Genomic DNA, 17,488 nt, shown 5'->3' on the forward strand with positions numbered 1-17,488 from the left:
GCGGCCTACTGGCGCGGCGACGAGAAGAACAAGCAGCTCCAGAGAATTTACGGAACTGCTTGGCCGAGCAAAGAAGCCTTGGATGCCCATTTGCACCGGATCGAGGAGGCGCAGAGACGCGACCACCGCCGGCTCGGCCAGGAGCTCGACCTGTTCAGCTTCCCCGACGAGCTGGGCTCCGGGCTCGCCGTCTTCCACCCCAAGGGCGGCGTGATCAAACGGGAGATGGAGGACTACGTCCGGCGTCGGCACATCGAGGAGGGCTTCGACTACGTCGGCACCCCGCACATCTCCAAGGAGGGGCTGTTCCACACCTCCGGGCATCTCCCGTACTACGCCGACAGCATGTTCCCGCCGATGGACTTCGAGAGCAGCAAGTACTACCTCAAGGCCATGAACTGCCCGATGCACAACCTGATCTTCCGCTCGCGGCAGCGTTCATACCGCGAGCTGCCGCTGCGGCTTTTCGAGTTCGGCAGCGTGTACAGGTACGAGAAGTCCGGCGTGGTGCACGGCCTCACCCGCGTGCGGGGGATGACCCAGGACGACTCGCACTCCTACGTGACGCCCGAGCAGGCGCCGGAAGAGATCAAGCACCTGCTCAACTTCTGCCTGAGCCTGTTCCGCGACTTCGGGCTGGACGACTTCTTCCTCGAGCTGTCCACCCGCGACGACTCGAATCCGGACAAGTTCGTGGGCGACGAGGAGGAGTGGGCCACTGCCACGAAAGTGCTCGAGGACGTCGGACGCGAGTCGGGTCTCGAGCTGGTCCCCGACCCGGGCGGCGCCGCGTACTACGGCCCGAAGATCTCGGTACAGGCGCGTGATGCCATCGGCCGCACCTGGCAGATGTCGACGATCCAGTATGACTTCAACCAACCGCGCGGGTTCGAGCTCGAGTACGTCGCGGCGGACGGCAGCCGGCAGCGCCCGGTGATGATTCACTCGGCGAAGTTCGGCTCGATCGAGCGGTTCCTCGGGGTGCTCGTGGAGCACTATGCCGGTGCTTTCCCTCCATGGCTGGCGCCCGTGCAGGTCGTCGGCATCCCGGTTGCCGAGCGCCACGCCGACTACCTCGACGACGTTGCTCGGCGGCTCAAGGCGCGCGGCATCAGGGTCGAGGTCGATCACTCCGACGAGCGCATGCAGAAGAAGATCCGCAACGCGCAGACGCAGAAGGTGCCGTTCATGGTCATCGTCGGCGACCAGGACATCGAGGCCGGAGCAGTGTCGTTCCGCTACCGCAGCGGCGACCAGGACAACGGCGTGCCGGTCGACGCCGCGATCGAGCGCATCGTCGAAGTGATCGAGAACAGGTTGCAGGTCTGAATTCTTTCCGGTCGCAACCATTGACAATGCGTCGAAACCGGGTGAGATTTGCCCAGAGGATTTTCCTCTTTCTGATTCTCGGGGGCACGAATGCGTCGTTTGTCGTTGTCAATCCTTGCCGTCCTGGCGCTCGTCGCCGGCCTGTTGAGCACCAGCGCCTCGGTGGCCGCTCCACCGGACGACCATTTCGACGTCTACGTCGGCGAGATGGCCACCAGCCAGATAGCAGAGATCGTCGACCTCGGCGTCGACCGTCATGACCTGGAGCTCAGCAAGATCTCCGGTGAGAAGGGCAAGAAGGCGCAAGTCCGGGTCGAGGCGATCCTCAGCGCGGCCCAGGCCAAGCAGCTGGGCAAGCAGGGCGTGGAGATGCAGCTCAAGAAGGTGGACGGAAAGACTGCGGTCGAGCGGTCGAACGAGCAAGCGGCTGACGGCCACGAGGTCTTCAAGAAGTACTCCGGCAAGGACGGGATCATGGCCGAGTACAAGAAGGCCGCCACCGACAACCCGCGGATCGCCAAGACCGTCACCATCGGCAAGACCGTCAAGGGCCAGGACATCATCGCGCTGAAGATCAGCAAGGACGCGCGGTCGCTCAAGGACGGCAAGAAGCCGTCGGTCCTGTACGCCGGAGCGCAGCACGCGCGTGAATGGATCACGCCGGAGATGAACCGTCGACTGATGCACCACGTGATCGACAACTACGGCAGCGACTCGAAGATCACCGGCCTGGTCGACAAGAACGAGCTTTGGTTCGTCCCGGTGGCGAACCCGGACGGCTACGACTTCACCTTCGAGCCGGACAACCGGCTGTGGCGCAAGAACCTGCGCGACAACAACGGCGACGGCCAGACCGCGCCCGGTGACGGTGTCGACCCCAACCGCAACTTCGCGACCAAGTGGGGTTACGACAACGAGGGCTCCTCGCCCAACACCGGTAGCGAGACCTACCGCGGTCCTTCGGCCGGGTCCGAGCCGGAGACCAAGGCGATGGACTCCTTCGTCGGCCGCGTCGGCTTCGAGTTCTTCGTCAACTACCACTCGGCGGCCGAGCTGCTGCTCTACGGCACCGGCTGGCAGGTCTCGACGCCGACACCGGACGACGTCATCTACGAGGCGATGGCCGGCGACGACGAGAACCCGGCCATAGCCGGGTACGACCCTGACATCTCCGCCGAGCTCTACACCACCAATGGCGACACGGACACGCACATGACGGAGGCCCACGGCACCCTCGGCTTCACGCCGGAGATGTCCACCTGTGAGGTTGCGTCCGACTCCGTGCCGGACGACGAGTGGCTGGCCGAGGACTGCCAGAGCGGGTTCAACTTCCCGGACGACGAGGAGCTGGTGCAGGCGGAGTTCGAGAAGAACATCCCGTTCGCCCTCTCGGTCGCGGAGTCTGCCGCCGACCCCGACGACCCGGCATCGGTGGTCGACCGCAAGGCCGCCGATTTCCAGGTCGACTCCTTTGACGTGTCGTACGGCGACCCGCAGACCGTCGCCGTCGTGGCCAAGCGGGCGCTGCAGGACTTGAAGCTGTCCTACAGCGTCAACGGTGGGGCGGCGAAGACCGCGTCGGTCTCGGAGTGGGAAGGCGGCGAGCGCTACGGCGACGAGAACGACGACTACTACGCCGAGTTCCGCGGCGAGGTGAGCGGGACCAAGCCGGGTGACAAGGTCGAGGTGAAGTTCACCGGCGTCAAGTCCGGCACGGGCGCGGTCCAGAGTGAGTCCTTCACCTACTCGGTCGCATCCGACAGTGGCGACGATGTTCTGGTGCTGGCCGACGAGGACTACACCGGCGTCAACCCCGACTACCCGGGTGGCGTCAAGGCACCGAAGTACGCCGCTGGCTACGAGAAGGCCATCAACGACGCCGGCTACTCGACCGACGTCTGGGACATCGACAAGCGTGGTGTCCCACACGACCTCGGTGTCCTCGGCCACTACGACGCCGTCGTCTGGTATCTGGGCGACAACCGCCTCACCCAGGATGCCGAGGACGAGACCATCTCGACGCCGTTCGGCGAGCTGCCCGACATCGCGGTGGCCGAGAAGGAGCAGTACACGACTCTCGCGGTCCGCGACTACCTCAACAGCGGTGGCAAGCTGGTCCATGCCGGCGAGACCGCGCAGTACTCCGGTCTGCCCGGCATCGGCGACGCCGTCGGTGGTCTGTTCTACGGGCTCAACGGCGACCCCGAGGCCGAGTGCGTCGTCGACACCGTCCCGGGCTTCTTCGAGGACTGCCTGATCATGGCCGACGACTTCCGGCAGTACTACCTCGGCGGCTTCAGCCGGACCGACAACGAGAACCCGGTGAGCGTGGTCGGCAACGCCGCCCCGATCGACGGGTTCGAGGGGACGTTCGGCGGCCCGGTGACCGAGCGTGGCAACCCGCTGAACGAGGCCGGCGTGTTCCAGCCGACGAGCGACGTGCTCCCGGTCGGCGAGTTCCCGCAGTTCGCCAGCAAGGGCGCGGCCGAGTACACCACCGACGGGGTCGACCCGTACGCACCGGTGGAGGGCACCAAGTACGCCGGTGCGCTGCACCAGGACGCGTCGTACATGCGGCTGTCGAAGACGGTCGACCTGACGGGTAAATCCGCGGGCGAGCTGGCCTTCAAGCTGTCCGCCAGCCTTGAGGCCGGCTACGACCACGTGATGGTGGAGGCACACACGGTCGGCCAGGACAACTGGACGACCTTGCCCGAGAAGAGCGGCAAGACGACCACCACTCCGCCGTCTGAGTGCGAGCCGGGCGGGTTCCTGCTGTCGATGCACCCGTTCCTCGAGCACTACCTCGGCGGTGCCGGCTGTGCCTCGGACGGAACCAGCGGGGAGTGGAACACGTTCACGACCTCGACCGACGGGTGGCAAGACGTGGCGTTCGACCTCGCGCCGTTCGTGGGCGAACAAGTGGAGCTGTCGATCACATACATGACCGACCCGGGCACCGGTGGGATCGGCACGTTCGTCGACGACACCAAGGTCACGGTCGACGGCAACACCGACGCCGACGGGTTCGAGGGTGCCTCGAGCAGCTGGACGGTCGGCGGTCCGCCGGAGGGAAGCCCACCGAACCAGGGCAACTGGAACATCGCGGAGAAGCTCGTCAACGCTTTCGGCGGGGTCTCGACGGAGGACTCGCTGCTCCTGGGCTTCGGGTTGGAACACCTGTCCGACGACGCGTCTCGCAAGGACCTGATCGACCGGGCGCTATCCGGACTCATCGAGTAGGCAGGGTTGTGCTCGGGCCGAACCCTCCCGCCTCGGGGGCTAGAGGGTTCGGCCTTGGGCGCCCCTCGGACCGGAACAGGGAGACACGTCCTAGAGTTTCCCCGTGACCGAGCAGCCCCGCGGCGGAGAGCCGACCACACAACCCCCCGGCGAAGAGCCGGACATGCAGCACGGTGTGGGGGAGCCGGACGCCTTCGAACGACTCTGGACGCCGCACCGCATCCGCTACATCAAGGGCGAGAACAAGCCGGAGTCGTCCGACGAGTCCGACTGCCCGTTCTGCCACATCCCGTTGATGGACGACACCGAGGGCCTGATCGTCCGCCGTGGCGAGGTGGCGTACGCGGTGCTGAATCTCTATCCGTACACCGCCGGCCATCTGCTCATCTGTCCGTTCCGTCATGTGGCCGACTACACCGATCTCACCGACGACGAGACAGCGGAGGTCGCGCTGCTCACGAAGCAGGCGATGACCGCGATGCTCTCGGTCACCCGGCCGCACGGCTTCAACCTGGGCATCAACCAGGGCAACATCGCCGGCGCGGGCATCGCCGCGCACCTGCACCAGCACGTCGTGCCTCGGTGGGGCGGCGACTCAAACTTCCTGCCCGTCATCGGGCGCACCAAGACCATGCCGCAGCTCCTGGGGGAGACCCGCGAGATGCTGGCCGCAGCCTGGGCTGACCTGGACAGTGCTGATTTGAATGGGGGGGAGTAGACCGTGCTCGAACGATTCCGTCAGTTCTGGACCAAAGTCTGGGCGCCGCTGGCCGACCTTCTCTTGCGGCTCGGTGTCAAGCCGGACCACGTGACGATCGTCAGCACCCTCGGCGTGAGTGCCGGTGCGCTGTGGTTCTTCCCGCGGGGCGAGTTCTTCGTGGGCGTCCTTGTCGTCACCGCGTTCGTCTTCGGCGACATCATGGATGGCTACATGGCCCGCAAGACCGGTCAGTCGTCGGCCTGGGGAGCGTTCCTGGACTCGACGCTCGACCGGTTCGGTGATGCGTCAATCTTTGCCGGCCTGGTGCTGTACTACGCCACCGCCGACGCGGAGACGACCCTCGGCGGTCCGACCCTCTACCTGTGCCTGAGCTTGGCCTGCCTCGTGCTCGGCAACATCACGTCGTACGCCCGGGCCAGGGCCGAGAGTCTCGGCATGACGGCCAAGGGCGGCATCGCTGAACGCGCCGACCGGCTCGTCGCGATCCTGGTGATGACGGGCTTCAACGGCCTGTTCGGCCTGCCGATCCTCACCGAGATCACGCTGTGGGCGCTCACAGCCGCCAGCATCGTGACGATCGTCCAGCGGATGGTGATGGTGCATCGGCAGGCGGTCGGAAAGCCGTTGCCACCGGCGTGACCTCAACTCGACAGCGCGAGTAGACTGGCCTCATTATTGAAGGCCACTTCTGGAGGACGGCATGAGCGACCACACGACGATCGGCACCGCACGCGTCAAGCGCGGCATGGCCGAGATGCTCAAGGGCGGCGTCATCATGGACGTCGTCGACGCCGAGCAGGCCAAGGTCGCCGAGGACGCCGGCGCTGTCGCCGTGATGGCCCTCGAGCGCGTGCCGGCCGACATCCGTGCCCAGGGCGGCGTGGCGCGCATGAGCGATCCGGACCTCATCGACGGCATCATCGAGGCCGTCTCCATCCCGGTCATGGCCAAGGCGCGAATCGGGCACTTCGTGGAGGCCCAGGTGCTGCAGAGCCTGGGCGTCGACTACGTGGACGAGTCCGAGGTTCTCACCCCGGCCGACTACGCGAACCACATCGACAAGTGGCAGTTCACGGTGCCGTTCGTGTGCGGCGCCACCTACCTGGGCGAGGCGTTGCGCCGTATCACCGAGTGTGCGGCCATGATCCGCTCCAAGGGCGAGGCAGGCACCGGCGACGTCTCCAACGCCACCACACACATGCGTCAGATCCGCGCCGAGATCCGCCGCCTCCAGACTCTCGCCGACGACGAGCTGTACGTCGCCGCCAAGGAGCTGCAGGCGCCGATCGAGCTCGTCCGCGAGGTGGCCGAGCTCGGCAAGCTCCCCGTCGTGCTGTTCACCGCCGGCGGCATCGCCACCCCGGCCGACGCCGCGATGATGATGCAGCTGGGCGCCGAGGGCGTCTTCGTCGGGTCCGGCATCTTCAAGTCCGGCAATCCCGCCGAGCGCGCCGAGGCGATCGTCAAGGCCACCACGTTCCACGACGATCCCGACGTCCTCGCCAAGGTCTCCCGCGGACTCGGCGAGGCCATGGTCGGCATCAACGTCGACGACGTTCCGGAGCCGCACCGGCTTTCTGAACGCGGCTGGTGAAACTGGGGCTTTTGTCCCGGTATTTCACGTGTCGCAGATCACCACCTCCGTCGTATGCTGATTCCAGCGTCACGGCCCACGGAGCCGGGAGTCTCCGCGTGACGCAGTATGTGAGGGAGTCGCCGCGTCTGCGGATGGCGTTGACGCCTCTCTCCCCGATCCCGATCGGGAGGGAAACCGAGAGGGAGCGGCGGCGGTGGTCAGGCCCACCCCGAACCACCGCCGTCGTCTGGGGAGTCCGTCATCCTGGTCCAACTACGCTGGTGACGTGGGTTCACCGTCGATCGGCGTCTTCGCGCTCCAGGGCGATGTCCGGGAGCATCTCGTCGCGCTGTCCGAGCTCGGCGTGGACGCATTCGCGGTGCGCAGGCTGGAGGAGCTCGAGCGCTGCGACGCCCTCGTCATGCCCGGCGGGGAGTCCACCACGATGGTCAAGCTGGCCCGCGCCTTCGACATGTTCGATGCGTTCGCCGACCGCATCAAGACCGGGATGCCCACCCTCGGCACGTGCGCCGGGATGATCATGCTCGCCGACCGGCTACGTGACGGCGTCGTCGGTCAAGAGACGCTCGGGGGGCTCGACATCACCGTGCGTCGCAACGCGTTCGGCCGCCAGGTCGACTCCTTCGAGGGCGACGTCGGTTTCACGATCTTCGACGACCCCGTCCACGCCGTGTTCATCCGCGCTCCGTGGGTCGAGGACGTCGGACCCGGGGTCGAGGTGCTCGCGAGCGTGGCTGTGCCGGGCGTCGGGGATAGGATCGTGGCGGTCCAGCAGGGTCCGGTCGTGGCGACGTCCTTCCACCCCGAGGTGAGCGACGACCTCCGCATCCACCGGTACTTCCTGGATCTCGTCACAGCGACAGCGACATAGGGCAGGGGAAAGGGACTCGGCATGTCAGGCCACTCCAAGTGGGCGACGACCAAGCACAAGAAGGCGGCCATCGACGCCAAGCGCGGCAAGATGTTCGCCAAGCTCGTCAAGAACGTCGAGGTCGCCGCGCGCACCGGCGGACCAGACCCGGCCGGAAACCCGACGCTCTACGACGCGATCCAGAAGGCCAAGAAGTCGTCCGTGCCCAACGACAACATCGACCGCGCCGTCAAGCGCGGCGGCGGGTTCGACGGCGGGGGAGTCGACTACGCCACGATCATGTACGAGGGCTATGCGCCGGGCGGTGTGGCGCTCCTCGTCGAGTGCCTCACCGACAACCGCAACCGGGCCGCCATGGAGGTCCGCACGGCGATGACTCGCGCCGGCGGCACGATGGCCGAACCCGGCTCGGTGTCGTACCTGTTCACCCGCAAGGGCGTCATCATCGTCCCCGCTGAGCACGACGGAGGGAAGGCGACGGAGGACGACGTCCTGCTCGCCGTGCTCGACGCCGGTGCTGAGGATGTCAACGATCTCGGCGAGGCGTTCGAGGTCGTCTGCGAGCCCACGGACCTGGTCCAGGTGCGCACCGCCCTGCAGGCCGCCGGTCTCGACTACGACTCCGCCGAGGCGTCATTCGTCCCGTCGGTGTCGGTGGAGGTCGACGTCAGCGCGGCCACGAAGATCCTCCGCCTGCTCGACGCGCTGGAGGACCTCGATGACGTGCAGAACGTCTTCAGCAACCTCGACGCCTCCGACGAGGTCATGGCCGAGGCCATGGAGCGGGCGTAGCTCCGATCCTTGAGCTTGCCGAAAGGCGCGGCGCGTCGCCCTCGATCGGCGGGTGCCGCCGACTAACCTGTCGAACATGCGTTCGCAGTCGGTGAGGGTGCTCGGGATCGATCCCGGCCTCACGCGATGTGGCGTGGGTGTCGTCGACGGCTGTGTCGGCGGTCCGCTCACGCTCGTCGACGTCGGCGTCGTGCGCACGCCCGCCGACCTCGACATCGCCCGCCGGTTGCATCTGCTGGAGCGGGGGATCGAGGAGGCGATCGTCAGGCATCGTCCTCAGGTCGTGGCCGTCGAGCGGGTGTTCAGCCAGCTCAACGTCCGCACCGTCATGGGCACGGCGCAGGCGAGCGGCGTCGCGATGCTGGTGGCCGCACGCCACGACATCGAGGTCCGGCTCCACACGCCAAGCGAGGTCAAGGCGGCCATCACCGGAAGCGGCCGGGCCGACAAGGCCCAGGTGGCTCACATGGTGGCCCGGCTGCTCCGCCTCGAGCAGGCTCCGCGACCCGCCGACGCCGCCGACGCGCTGGCGCTGGCGATCTGCCAGGTCTGGCGCGGTGGGGCCGCGGTTCGCCTCGACGCAGCTGTCGCGAAGGCGGCCGGCCGGTGATCGCCTTCGTGCGCGGAAGGGTCGCGGCACTGACCCTCAACGCCGCCGTCGTCGACGTCGCGGGAGTCGGTTACCACGTGTTCTGCACGCCCGGCACCATCGCCGGGCTACGACTCGGTGCCGAGGCCCAGCTCGCCACGTCGATGGTCGTCCGTGAGGACTCCACCACGCTGTACGGCTTCGCCGACGTGGACGAGCGCGACATGTTCGAGCTCGTCCAGACCGCCAGCGGAGTCGGTCCCAAGGTCGCACAGGCGATGCTGGCCGTGCTGCCTCCCGAGCGCCTTCGCCAGGCGATCGCCAGCTCCGACCATGCGGCGCTCACCGCCGTACCAGGCATCGGACGCAAAGGTGCCGAGCGGATCGTCGTCGAGCTCAAGGACCGGGTCGGGTCGCCCGTCACGACCGTCGTCAGCGGCGGAGCGGCCTGGCGCGACCAGGTGCGCGACGCCTTGCAGGGCCTCGGTTGGTCGACGCGCGATGCCGAGCGAGCCGTCGACACCGTCGCGGCCGACGCGTCGCCAGGCGAACCCGACGTCCCGACCCTCCTGCGCGCCGCCCTCCGCACGCTCTCGAAGGCCTGACATGGACGACGACCTCGACCTCGACATTGATACGGACTCGGTGATGGGTGCGGCAACCCCCGAGGAGCGGGCATTCGAAGCCGCTCTGCGCCCACGCACCCTCGACGAGCTCATCGGTCAGGAGCGGGTGCGCGAACAGCTCGCGCTGATGCTCGAGGCCGCTGTCGCCCGGGGCCGCACCCCCGACCACGTGCTGATGTCGGGCCCGCCCGGCCTGGGCAAGACCACGATCGCGATGATCATCGCCCACCAGCTCGGTGCGCCGTTGCGCGTCACCAGCGGACCGGCCATCCAGCACGCCGGCGACCTCGCCGCCATCTTGTCGGGCGTCAACGAGCACGATGTCCTGTTCATCGATGAGATCCACCGCATGTCGCGGCCGGCCGAAGAGCTGCTCTACATGGCCATGGAGGACTTCCGGGTCGACGTCATCGTCGGCAAGGGACCCGGAGCGACGGCCATTCCGCTGGAGATCCCGCCGTTCATGGTGGTGGGGGCCACCACGCGGGCCGGGCTGCTGCCGAGCCCGCTGCGCGACCGTTTCGGGTTCACCGCCCAGCTCGACTACTACGACACCGCCGAGCTCCATCGCATCGTCGACCGCTCGGCCGGACTGCTCGACCTCGACGTCTCCGTCGACGGGGGGCGCGAGATCGCGTCACGCTCACGCGGCACACCTCGCATCGCCAACCGTCTGCTCCGGCGCGTCCGCGACTATGCGGAGGTGCGGGCCGACGGCGTCGTCGACGAATCCGTCGCCCACGCAGCACTGGCCCTCTACGAGGTCGACGACCTCGGCCTGGACCGCCTCGACCGGGCGGTCCTGTCCGCGTTGTGCGAGAGCTTCGGCGGGGGACCGGTCGGCGTCGCGACGCTCGCCGTCGCCGTCGGCGAGGAACGCGGGACGGTCGAGGAGCTGGCCGAACCGTTCCTGGTGCGTCTCGGATTCCTGGCGCGTACGCCGCGTGGGCGGGTCGCGACACCACCGGCCTGGCGACATCTTGGGCTCGTTCCACCCACCACCGGGCAGCTGGCGTTCGACCAAACCGACACGGCGACGTGAGTCACAAGAGGGCTGGCTAGACTACCTCATGGCCCTCGGGCCGCATCCGTCGTCACTCGGCGGGATCTCAACGCTTTCGGGAGCACTCACCGTGTCCACATGGGTCCAATACCTGCCCCTGCTCTTGGTCGTCATCGCCTTCTGGTTCCTGGTCCTTCGGCCAGCGCGCAACCGCCAGAAGGAGTTCATGGCCACCCAGCACTCGCTCGCGCCCGGCGCGCGGGTCATGCTCGCCAGCGGCATCTTCGGTGAGCTCGTCGCCGTCGCCGACGAGGAGGTCGAGCTCCGCGTGGCGCCCGACGTCGTCGTCACCGTCGCCCGCCACGCGGTTGCCAAGGTCGTCACCCCTGGCAACGTTCCTCCCACTGACGAGGTCGTCGACGAGCCACAAGACCGGGATTGATGGCGGTCCAGCCCACTCGGCGCACCGCGCCGAAACCGCGGCGCAACCTTCCGAGGCCGCGCCGCACCCTGATCCTCTTCCTCGCCGCCGTGATCGGCCTGTACGGCCTGCTCGCCGTGCTCGGCACCATCGGTTCTGGCGACGACAGTGTCTGGAAGCCGCGACTCGGCCTCGACCTGCAAGGCGGAACCCGCATCACCCTGCAGGCCAAGGCGAGCTCCGGTGAGGTCACCGACGAGAAGATGCGACAGGCACGCGGCATCATCGACCAGCGCGTCAACGCCACCGGCCTCGCCGAGGCCGAGACCACCACGCAGGGCGGCAACCAGGTCATCATCGAGATCCCCGGAAAGCAGCGGGGCGACATCGTCGACCAGGTCGGCCGCACCGCCCAGCTGCGCTTCCGGCTCCTCTGGGCCTCCACGAAAGGTGCCCAGAAGCCTGGCGATCCGGCCGAGGCCAAGAAACAGCAGGCCATCATCGACGAGGCCGACTGGTCGAAGCTCTCCGAGGAGGAGCTGATCCAGGCCGAGACGCAGGGGATCGAGACGCTGCCCAAGGAGTACGCCGGCGGTCTCGCCGCGGTCCAGAAATTGTCCGAAGGCTTCGTCTGCTCGAAGAAGAACCTGCCGCAGGAGGACCGCGCCGACCAGCCGCTCGTCACCTGCGACCCCAAGACCGGCGAGGTCATGATCCTGAGCCCCACGGTCATCGAGGGCACGGACGTCAAGAGCGCCAGTGCCGTCGTCCCGCAGGGCCAGGTGTCCTGGGTCGTCGCGCTGCAGCTCAAGGGTGAGGGAACGAAGACGTTCGACCGGATCACGGAGGCGCTCTTCCAGCAGCAGCAACAGGGCAGCGACCAGACCAGCCGATTCGCGATCGTGCTCGACGGCGAGGTGCTCAGCGCGCCCACCACGAACGGCCACTTCACCGACGGGTCGTCCCAGATCTCCGGCAACTTCACGGCCGCGACGTCCAAGGCGCTCGCGAACCAGCTCAAGTACGGCGCGCTGCCGCTGACGTTCGGCGTCAACGGCGTCTCGGTCGAGGGGCCGACGCTCGCCGGCACCCAGCTCAAGGCGGGCCTGCTCGCCGGCCTCGCCGGGTTGGTTCTGGTGATCGTGTATCTCCTGGCCTACTACCGAGGTCTCGGCCTCGTGGCCATTGCTTCCCTGATCGTGGCCACCGGGCTCACCTACGCCCTGGTGCTGCTGCTCGGGCAGGGGGTGGGCTTCACGCTGACGCTGCCGGGAATCGCCGGTCTGATCGTGGCGATCGGCATCACCGCCGACTCGTTCATCGTGTACTTCGAGCGTCTGCGCGACGAGGTGCGCGACGGCAAGTCGTTGCGCCTGGCGGTCGAGAGCGGGTGGCGACGTGCGCGGACGACCATCCTCGCAGCTGACGCCGTGTCGATCATGGCCGCGCTCATCCTGTACATCTTCGCGATCGGGGTCGTGCGCGGGTTCGCCTTCGCACTCGGTCTGGTGACCCTGATCGACATCCTCGTGGTGTTCGCCTTCACCAAGCCGCTCGTCTCGGTGCTCGCCCGAACGAAGTTCTTCGGTGAGGGGCATCGTTTCTCCGGCCTCGACGCGGCGCACCTGGGCATCAGCGGCCGCAAGGTCACCGAGATCGGCCGCTCCGCGCCGGACGGCCGCACGACGACCGTGCCAAGTAGCCGCTCCGCGGCGGGGGAAGGGAACGCCTGATGGGACGCATCAGCACCTTCGGCCAGCATCTCTATTCAGGCCGCGTGTCGTTCGACTTCGTCGGACGTCGCCGGATGTGGTACGCCATCTCCGCGGTGATCGTCCTGCTCTGCGCAGTCGCCTTCGTGGTCCGCGGCTTCCACCTGGGCATCGAGTTCAAGGGCGGCGTCGAGTTCACCGCCCAGGTCCAGCGGGCCGACGCGGCCGCGGTCGACGACATGACGCAGGCGGTCGTGAGCTCTGGCGTCGACGAGGCCGGCGATCCCATCGTCAACTCCTCCGGCAGTGACGCCGTCCGCGTCCAGACCGCGGCGCTCACCCAGGACCAGGCCACCGCGATCGAGGAGGCACTGACCGCGGCCGGCGCCACCGAGGTGAGCCAGAACCTCGTCGGTCCCTCGTGGGGCAAGCAGGTCGGCCAGAAGGCGTTCACCGGCTTGATGGTGTTCCTGGTCGTCGTCGTGCTGTTCATCTGGGCCTACTTCCGGGAGTGGAAGATGTCGGTGGCCGCTCTGGTGGCGCTGGCCCACGACCTTCTCATCACGGCCGGCATCTACGCATGGTCCGGGTTCGAGGTCACACCGGCCACCGTCACCGGTCTCCTGACGATCCTCGGCTACTCGCTGTACGACACGGTCGTGGTCTTCGACAAGGTGCGCGAGAACACCCGAGACGTCCTGCGGTCGAACACGCGCACCTATGCCGAGCGCGCGAACTTGGCGGTCAACCAGACGTTGGTGCGTTCCATCAACACCTCCGTCACGGCGCTGCTCCCGGTCGCGGCCCTGCTGCTGGTGGGAACCGCCGTGCTCGGCACCGGCCCGCTCAAGGACCTCGCCCTGGCTCTGTTCGTCGGTATGGCTGCGGGCACCTACTCGTCCATCTGCATCGCGACGCCGCTTGCGGTGCAGCTGAAGGAGCGTGAACCGGCGCTCCGGGCCCACACGGCACGGGTGCTGGCGAAGCGTGGCACCGCTCCGCCGGTCGACTCGCCCGAGGAGGCGCCCGCCAAGGTCAAGGTTCCGGCAGGGGCAGCGGCAACGGCAGCGGCAGCGCGTCCGGTCGCCTCGTCGGGCTCGGCCAAGCGCAACCAACCGACTCGCACCACGCGCGCGAATCGGCCCAAGGGCAGACGCTGACCCTCGCCACCCGCGTGCCATGCTGGTCATACCCGCGCCACCGGCCCGAGCCGGCGGCGCCGATCAAGGAGACTCCATGAAGACCCCACTCGCACTCGCGTCGGCTGCGCTGATAGCCGCGACCCTCGCCGGCTGCGGCGGCGGCGACGACGGCCCGGACAGCCAGTACTGCAAGGACCTCAAGGCAGCCTCGACTGAGTTCGACTCGCTTTCGTCCAGCGACGTCTCGAAGCTCGACGAGGCGTTCAAGACGTTCCACGAGCTGGCCGACGAGGCGCCCGGCGAGGTCAAGGACGACTGGACCACCCTCGACAAGGGCATCACCGCGGTCGAGACGGCACTCAAGGACGCGGGTCTGAAGTTCTCCGACTTCGCGGAGCTCCAGGAGGGCAAGATGCCCGAGGGCGTCGACGTCGAGAAGCTGCAGGGGCTCGCGACCGAGTTCCAGAAGCTCGACAGTGCCGAGTTCGACAAGTCGTCCAAGGCGATCGAGAAGCATGCCAAGGATGTCTGCAAGGTCAACCTCTCATCCTGAGCGCTGACTCTGAGTACTGAGATGGTGGAGGCGGCCGCACTCATCGAGCGATGGGTGCGGCCGATTCCCGACTGGCCCGAGCCAGGCGTCACCTTCCGCGACATCACACCGCTGCTTGCCGAGCCGGCGGCCTTCGCAACGGTCGTCGACGCCATGGTCGCGGCGGGCGAGGAGCTCGGTCCGGTCGACGCCGTCCTGGGAATCGAGGCCCGTGGCTTCATCGTCGGCGCGCCCGTCGCCCTCCGACTCGGCGCGGGTTTCGTGCCCGTGCGCAAGACCGGAAAGCTGCCCCACGAGACGCTGTCCGCCTCCTACGCGCTGGAGTACGGCGAGGCGACGATCGAGATCCATGCAGACGCGCTGGAAGCGGGCGACCGCGTCCTGCTGGTCGACGACGTCCTCGCCACCGGCGGCACGCTGGAGGCCACTGCCGCTCTCGTCGCCGAAGCCGGAGCAACGGTGGCCGGACATCTCGTGGCCATCGAGCTCCCCGCGCTCGGCGGCCGGAGCCGTCTCGGTGAGGTGCCGCTACGGGCATTGGCCACGTTCTGACCCCCCAATCTGCACAGGAGATCCCCTATGAACCCCCATCAGGTGCGCATCGTGGCCATCGTCTTGGTCGCCGTGCTCGTGCTCGCCACCGCAGCCACCCTGCTCAACCAGATCGTCTGACGTTTCCGCTGATGGGAGCGGCCCTCGTGCCCTGACCTACCATGGAGGTCAGGACAGGAGGTCCAGTGGCCGAACGCATGGACGTGGGCACCGAGGCGTCCGAGTCGTCGGCGGCTGAGTCCAAGCCGGCCGACTCGGCGCCGGCTTCCGCGCGCGTCCGTAGCCGTCTCGCCCGTATCGGCCGTGGGTCGACGGTCAACCCGGTGCTCGACCCCCTGATGAAGGTCTATCGCGAGACCCATCCCAAGGGCGATGTCGACGCGATCGAGAAGGCCTACGCCATCGCCGAACAGATGCACGAGGGCCAGACCCGCAAGAGCGGCGATCCGTACATCACCCACCCGCTTGCCGTCGCCACGATCCTGGCCGAACTCGGCATGACGGCTCCGACCCTCTGCGCCGCGCTCCTGCACGACACCGTCGAGGACACCACGTACACACTCGATCGACTGCGTGACGAATTCGGCGACGAGGTCGTCCAGCTCGTCGACGGCGTCACGAAGCTCGACAAGGTCAAGTACGGCGACACCGCGCAGTCGGAGACCATCCGCAAGATGGTCGTGGCGATGAGCCGCGACATCCGGGTCCTCGTCATCAAGCTCGCCGACCGGCTCCACAACATGCGTACGCTGCGCTACCTGCGGCAGGACAAGCAGGAGCGGATCGCCCGCGAGACCATCGAGATCTTCGCGCCGTTGGCCCACCGCCTGGGCATGAACACCATCAAGTGGGAGCTCGAGGACCTCGCGTTCGCCACCCTGCATCCCAAGGTCTACGACGAGATCGTGCGCCTCGTCGCCGATCGCGCACCGTCGCGCGAGCAGTTCCTCGAGCGTGTCATCGGCGACGTCGAGTCCGACCTGCGGCACGCGAAGCTCAAGGCGGCCGTCAAGGGGCGTCCGAAGCACTACTACTCGATCTACCAGAAGATGCTGGTGCGAGGCCGCGACTTCACCGACATCTTCGACCTCGTCGGCGTGCGCATCCTCGTCGACTCCGTGGCCGACTGCTACGGGGTGCTCGGGGTTCTGCACGCGCGCTGGAACCCGATCCCCGGCCGGTTCAAGGACTACATCTCGGTCCCGAAGTTCAACATGTACCAGTCGCTGCACACGACCGTCATCGGCCCGCAGGGCAAGGCCGTCGAGCTGCAGATCCGCACGAACGCCATGCACCGACGCGCCGAGTACGGCGTTGCTGCGCACTGGAAGTACAAGGAGGACGGGCACGCCTCACGCAGCGACGGCAAGGCGCCCAGCGGCCAGGACATGGCGTGGCTGCGTGAGCTGATCGACTGGCAGTCCGAGACCGAGGACTCGGTCGACTTCCTCGACTCGCTCCGTTTCGAGATGAACAACGCCGGCGTCTACGCGTACACGCCGCGCGGCGACGTCATGCAGCTGCCCGCCGAGGCCACGCCGGTCGACTTCGCCTATGCCGTGCACACCGAGGTGGGCCACGCCTGCATCGGCGCCCGTGTCAACGGACGGCTGGTGTCGCTGGAGTCGGAGCTGCAGACCGGCGACGTCGTCGAGATCTTCACGTCGAAGTCACCCGATGCCGGACCGAGCCGCGACTGGCTCGAGTTCGTCAAGAGTCCTCGCGCCCGCAACAAGATCAAGCAGTGGTTCACCAAGGAGCGACGCGAAGAGGCCATCGAACGGGGCCGCGACAGCATCGCGAAGCAGATGCGCAAGGAGAACCTGCCGCTGCATCGCCTGTTCAACCACGACACCCTCGACGCGGTGGCCAAGGACCTGCACCTGGCCGACGTGTCGGCGCTGTACGCGGCGGTCGGGGAGGGCAACGTCGGTGCACAGAACGTCGTCGAACGCGTCATCAACCTCGCTGGTGGCCGTGAAGGGGCGGAGGAGGACCTCGCCGAGGCCACGTCGATGCCCGGCATCGGCCGACGGACCCGGCCCGACCCCGGCGATGCCGGTGTCGTGGTCGAAGGAGTCGACGGGGAGCTGCTGGTCAAGCTCGCTCGCTGTTGCACGCCGGTGCCGGGTGACGACATCCAGGGTTTCGTCACCCGCGGCTCGGGCGTCTCCGTGCACCGGGTCGACTGCATCAACCTCGAGGAGCTGCGGAACCAGCCCGAGCGCCTCGTCGCAGTGCACTGGGCTCCCACGGCGCAGAGCACGTTCCTGGTGGCCATCCAGGTCGAGGCCCTCGACCGGCCGCGCCTCCTGAGCGACATCACCCGGATCATCT

Annotated in this window: 16 protein-coding genes; all 16 read left to right on the plus strand. The window is 67.6% G+C overall.

From position 1 onward, the window contains the following. A partial coding sequence (thrS, locus tag ACRDPN_RS06820; RefSeq protein WP_431446622.1) for a threonine--tRNA ligase occupies window positions 1–1,329 on the plus strand: 1,329 nt, incomplete at its 5' end. Between the two features lie 99 nt (window positions 1,330–1,428). Continuing rightward, window positions 1,429–4,572 (plus strand): M14 family zinc carboxypeptidase, encoded by a 3,144-nt coding sequence (locus ACRDPN_RS06825; RefSeq protein WP_431446623.1) that lies wholly within the window; start codon window positions 1,429–1,431, stop codon window positions 4,570–4,572. A 163-nt stretch (window positions 4,573–4,735) separates the two neighbouring features. After that, window positions 4,736–5,290, plus strand: coding sequence for an HIT family protein (locus tag ACRDPN_RS06830; protein WP_431446636.1), 555 nt, complete (start codon window positions 4,736–4,738; stop codon window positions 5,288–5,290). Between the two features lie 3 nt (window positions 5,291–5,293). Further along, window positions 5,294–5,932, plus strand: coding sequence for a phosphatidylinositol phosphate synthase (gene pgsA / locus ACRDPN_RS06835; RefSeq protein ID WP_431446624.1), 639 nt, complete (start codon window positions 5,294–5,296; stop codon window positions 5,930–5,932). A gap of 61 nt (window positions 5,933–5,993) precedes the next feature. After that, the gene (gene pdxS, locus ACRDPN_RS06840) at window positions 5,994–6,887 is read left to right on the plus strand and encodes a pyridoxal 5'-phosphate synthase lyase subunit PdxS (RefSeq protein ID WP_431446625.1); all 894 of its coding nucleotides are present in this window, start codon (window positions 5,994–5,996) and stop codon (window positions 6,885–6,887) included. Between the two features lie 268 nt (window positions 6,888–7,155). Further along, window positions 7,156–7,761 (plus strand): pyridoxal 5'-phosphate synthase glutaminase subunit PdxT, encoded by a 606-nt coding sequence (gene pdxT, locus ACRDPN_RS06845; protein ID WP_431446626.1) that lies wholly within the window; start codon window positions 7,156–7,158, stop codon window positions 7,759–7,761. A 21-nt stretch (window positions 7,762–7,782) separates the two neighbouring features. Continuing rightward, window positions 7,783–8,553 (plus strand): YebC/PmpR family DNA-binding transcriptional regulator, encoded by a 771-nt coding sequence (locus tag ACRDPN_RS06850; RefSeq protein ID WP_431446627.1) that lies wholly within the window; start codon window positions 7,783–7,785, stop codon window positions 8,551–8,553. A 76-nt stretch (window positions 8,554–8,629) separates the two neighbouring features. Next, complete coding sequence (gene ruvC / locus ACRDPN_RS06855) at window positions 8,630–9,163, plus strand: crossover junction endodeoxyribonuclease RuvC (RefSeq protein ID WP_431446628.1); 534 nt, start codon at window positions 8,630–8,632, stop codon at window positions 9,161–9,163. After that, entirely contained in the window at window positions 9,160–9,747 is a 588-nt protein-coding gene (gene ruvA, locus ACRDPN_RS06860) for a Holliday junction branch migration protein RuvA (protein ID WP_431446629.1), read from the plus strand. Before ruvC ends, ruvA begins: the two co-directional genes overlap by 4 nt. A 1-nt stretch (window position 9,748) precedes the next feature. Continuing rightward, on the plus strand, window positions 9,749–10,810 hold the full coding sequence (ruvB, locus tag ACRDPN_RS06865; protein WP_431446630.1) for a Holliday junction branch migration DNA helicase RuvB: 1,062 nt from the start codon (window positions 9,749–9,751) through the stop codon (window positions 10,808–10,810). Between the two features lie 91 nt (window positions 10,811–10,901). Continuing rightward, a complete protein-coding gene (gene yajC, locus ACRDPN_RS06870) occupies window positions 10,902–11,213 on the plus strand; it encodes a preprotein translocase subunit YajC (RefSeq protein ID WP_431446631.1) in 312 nt (103 codons plus the stop codon). Beyond that, window positions 11,213–12,925, plus strand: coding sequence for a protein translocase subunit SecD (gene secD, locus ACRDPN_RS06875; RefSeq protein WP_431446632.1), 1,713 nt, complete (start codon window positions 11,213–11,215; stop codon window positions 12,923–12,925). Before yajC ends, secD begins: the two co-directional genes overlap by 1 nt. Continuing rightward, window positions 12,925–14,064: a protein translocase subunit SecF gene (gene secF / locus ACRDPN_RS06880; RefSeq protein ID WP_431446633.1), complete on the plus strand. Its 1,140-nt coding sequence runs from the start codon at window positions 12,925–12,927 to the stop codon at window positions 14,062–14,064. Before secD ends, secF begins: the two co-directional genes overlap by 1 nt. Window positions 14,065–14,140: 76 nt before the next feature. Then, on the plus strand, window positions 14,141–14,599 hold the full coding sequence (locus ACRDPN_RS06885) for a hypothetical protein (protein WP_431446634.1): 459 nt from the start codon (window positions 14,141–14,143) through the stop codon (window positions 14,597–14,599). Between the two features lie 21 nt (window positions 14,600–14,620). Then, entirely contained in the window at window positions 14,621–15,151 is a 531-nt protein-coding gene (locus tag ACRDPN_RS06890; RefSeq protein ID WP_431446635.1) for an adenine phosphoribosyltransferase, read from the plus strand. A gap of 197 nt (window positions 15,152–15,348) precedes the next feature. Further along, window positions 15,349–17,488, plus strand: a 2,140-nt coding sequence (locus tag ACRDPN_RS06895; protein WP_431446637.1) for a RelA/SpoT family protein, incomplete at its 3' end; no start/stop codon positions are given.

The sequence above is a fragment of the Aeromicrobium sp. genome (assembly GCF_050700635.1).
Taxonomy (GTDB): domain Bacteria; phylum Actinomycetota; class Actinomycetes; order Propionibacteriales; family Nocardioidaceae; genus Aeromicrobium.

Coding starts and splice junctions, on each gene's coding strand:
- pdxS (WP_431446625.1), top strand. CDS start 5,994: ATGAGCGACCACACGACGATCGGCACCGCACGCGTCAAGCGCGGCATG.
- ACRDPN_RS06885 (WP_431446634.1), top strand. CDS start 14,141: ATGAAGACCCCACTCGCACTCGCGTCGGCTGCGCTGATAGCCGCGACC.
- ACRDPN_RS06830 (WP_431446636.1), top strand. CDS start 4,736: ATGCAGCACGGTGTGGGGGAGCCGGACGCCTTCGAACGACTCTGGACG.
- ruvC (WP_431446628.1), top strand. CDS start 8,630: ATGCGTTCGCAGTCGGTGAGGGTGCTCGGGATCGATCCCGGCCTCACG.
- secF (WP_431446633.1), top strand. CDS start 12,925: ATGGGACGCATCAGCACCTTCGGCCAGCATCTCTATTCAGGCCGCGTG.
- ACRDPN_RS06890 (WP_431446635.1), top strand. CDS start 14,621: ATGGTGGAGGCGGCCGCACTCATCGAGCGATGGGTGCGGCCGATTCCC.
- secD (WP_431446632.1), top strand. CDS start 11,213: ATGGCGGTCCAGCCCACTCGGCGCACCGCGCCGAAACCGCGGCGCAAC.
- ruvB (WP_431446630.1), top strand. CDS start 9,749: ATGGACGACGACCTCGACCTCGACATTGATACGGACTCGGTGATGGGT.
- ACRDPN_RS06850 (WP_431446627.1), top strand. CDS start 7,783: ATGTCAGGCCACTCCAAGTGGGCGACGACCAAGCACAAGAAGGCGGCC.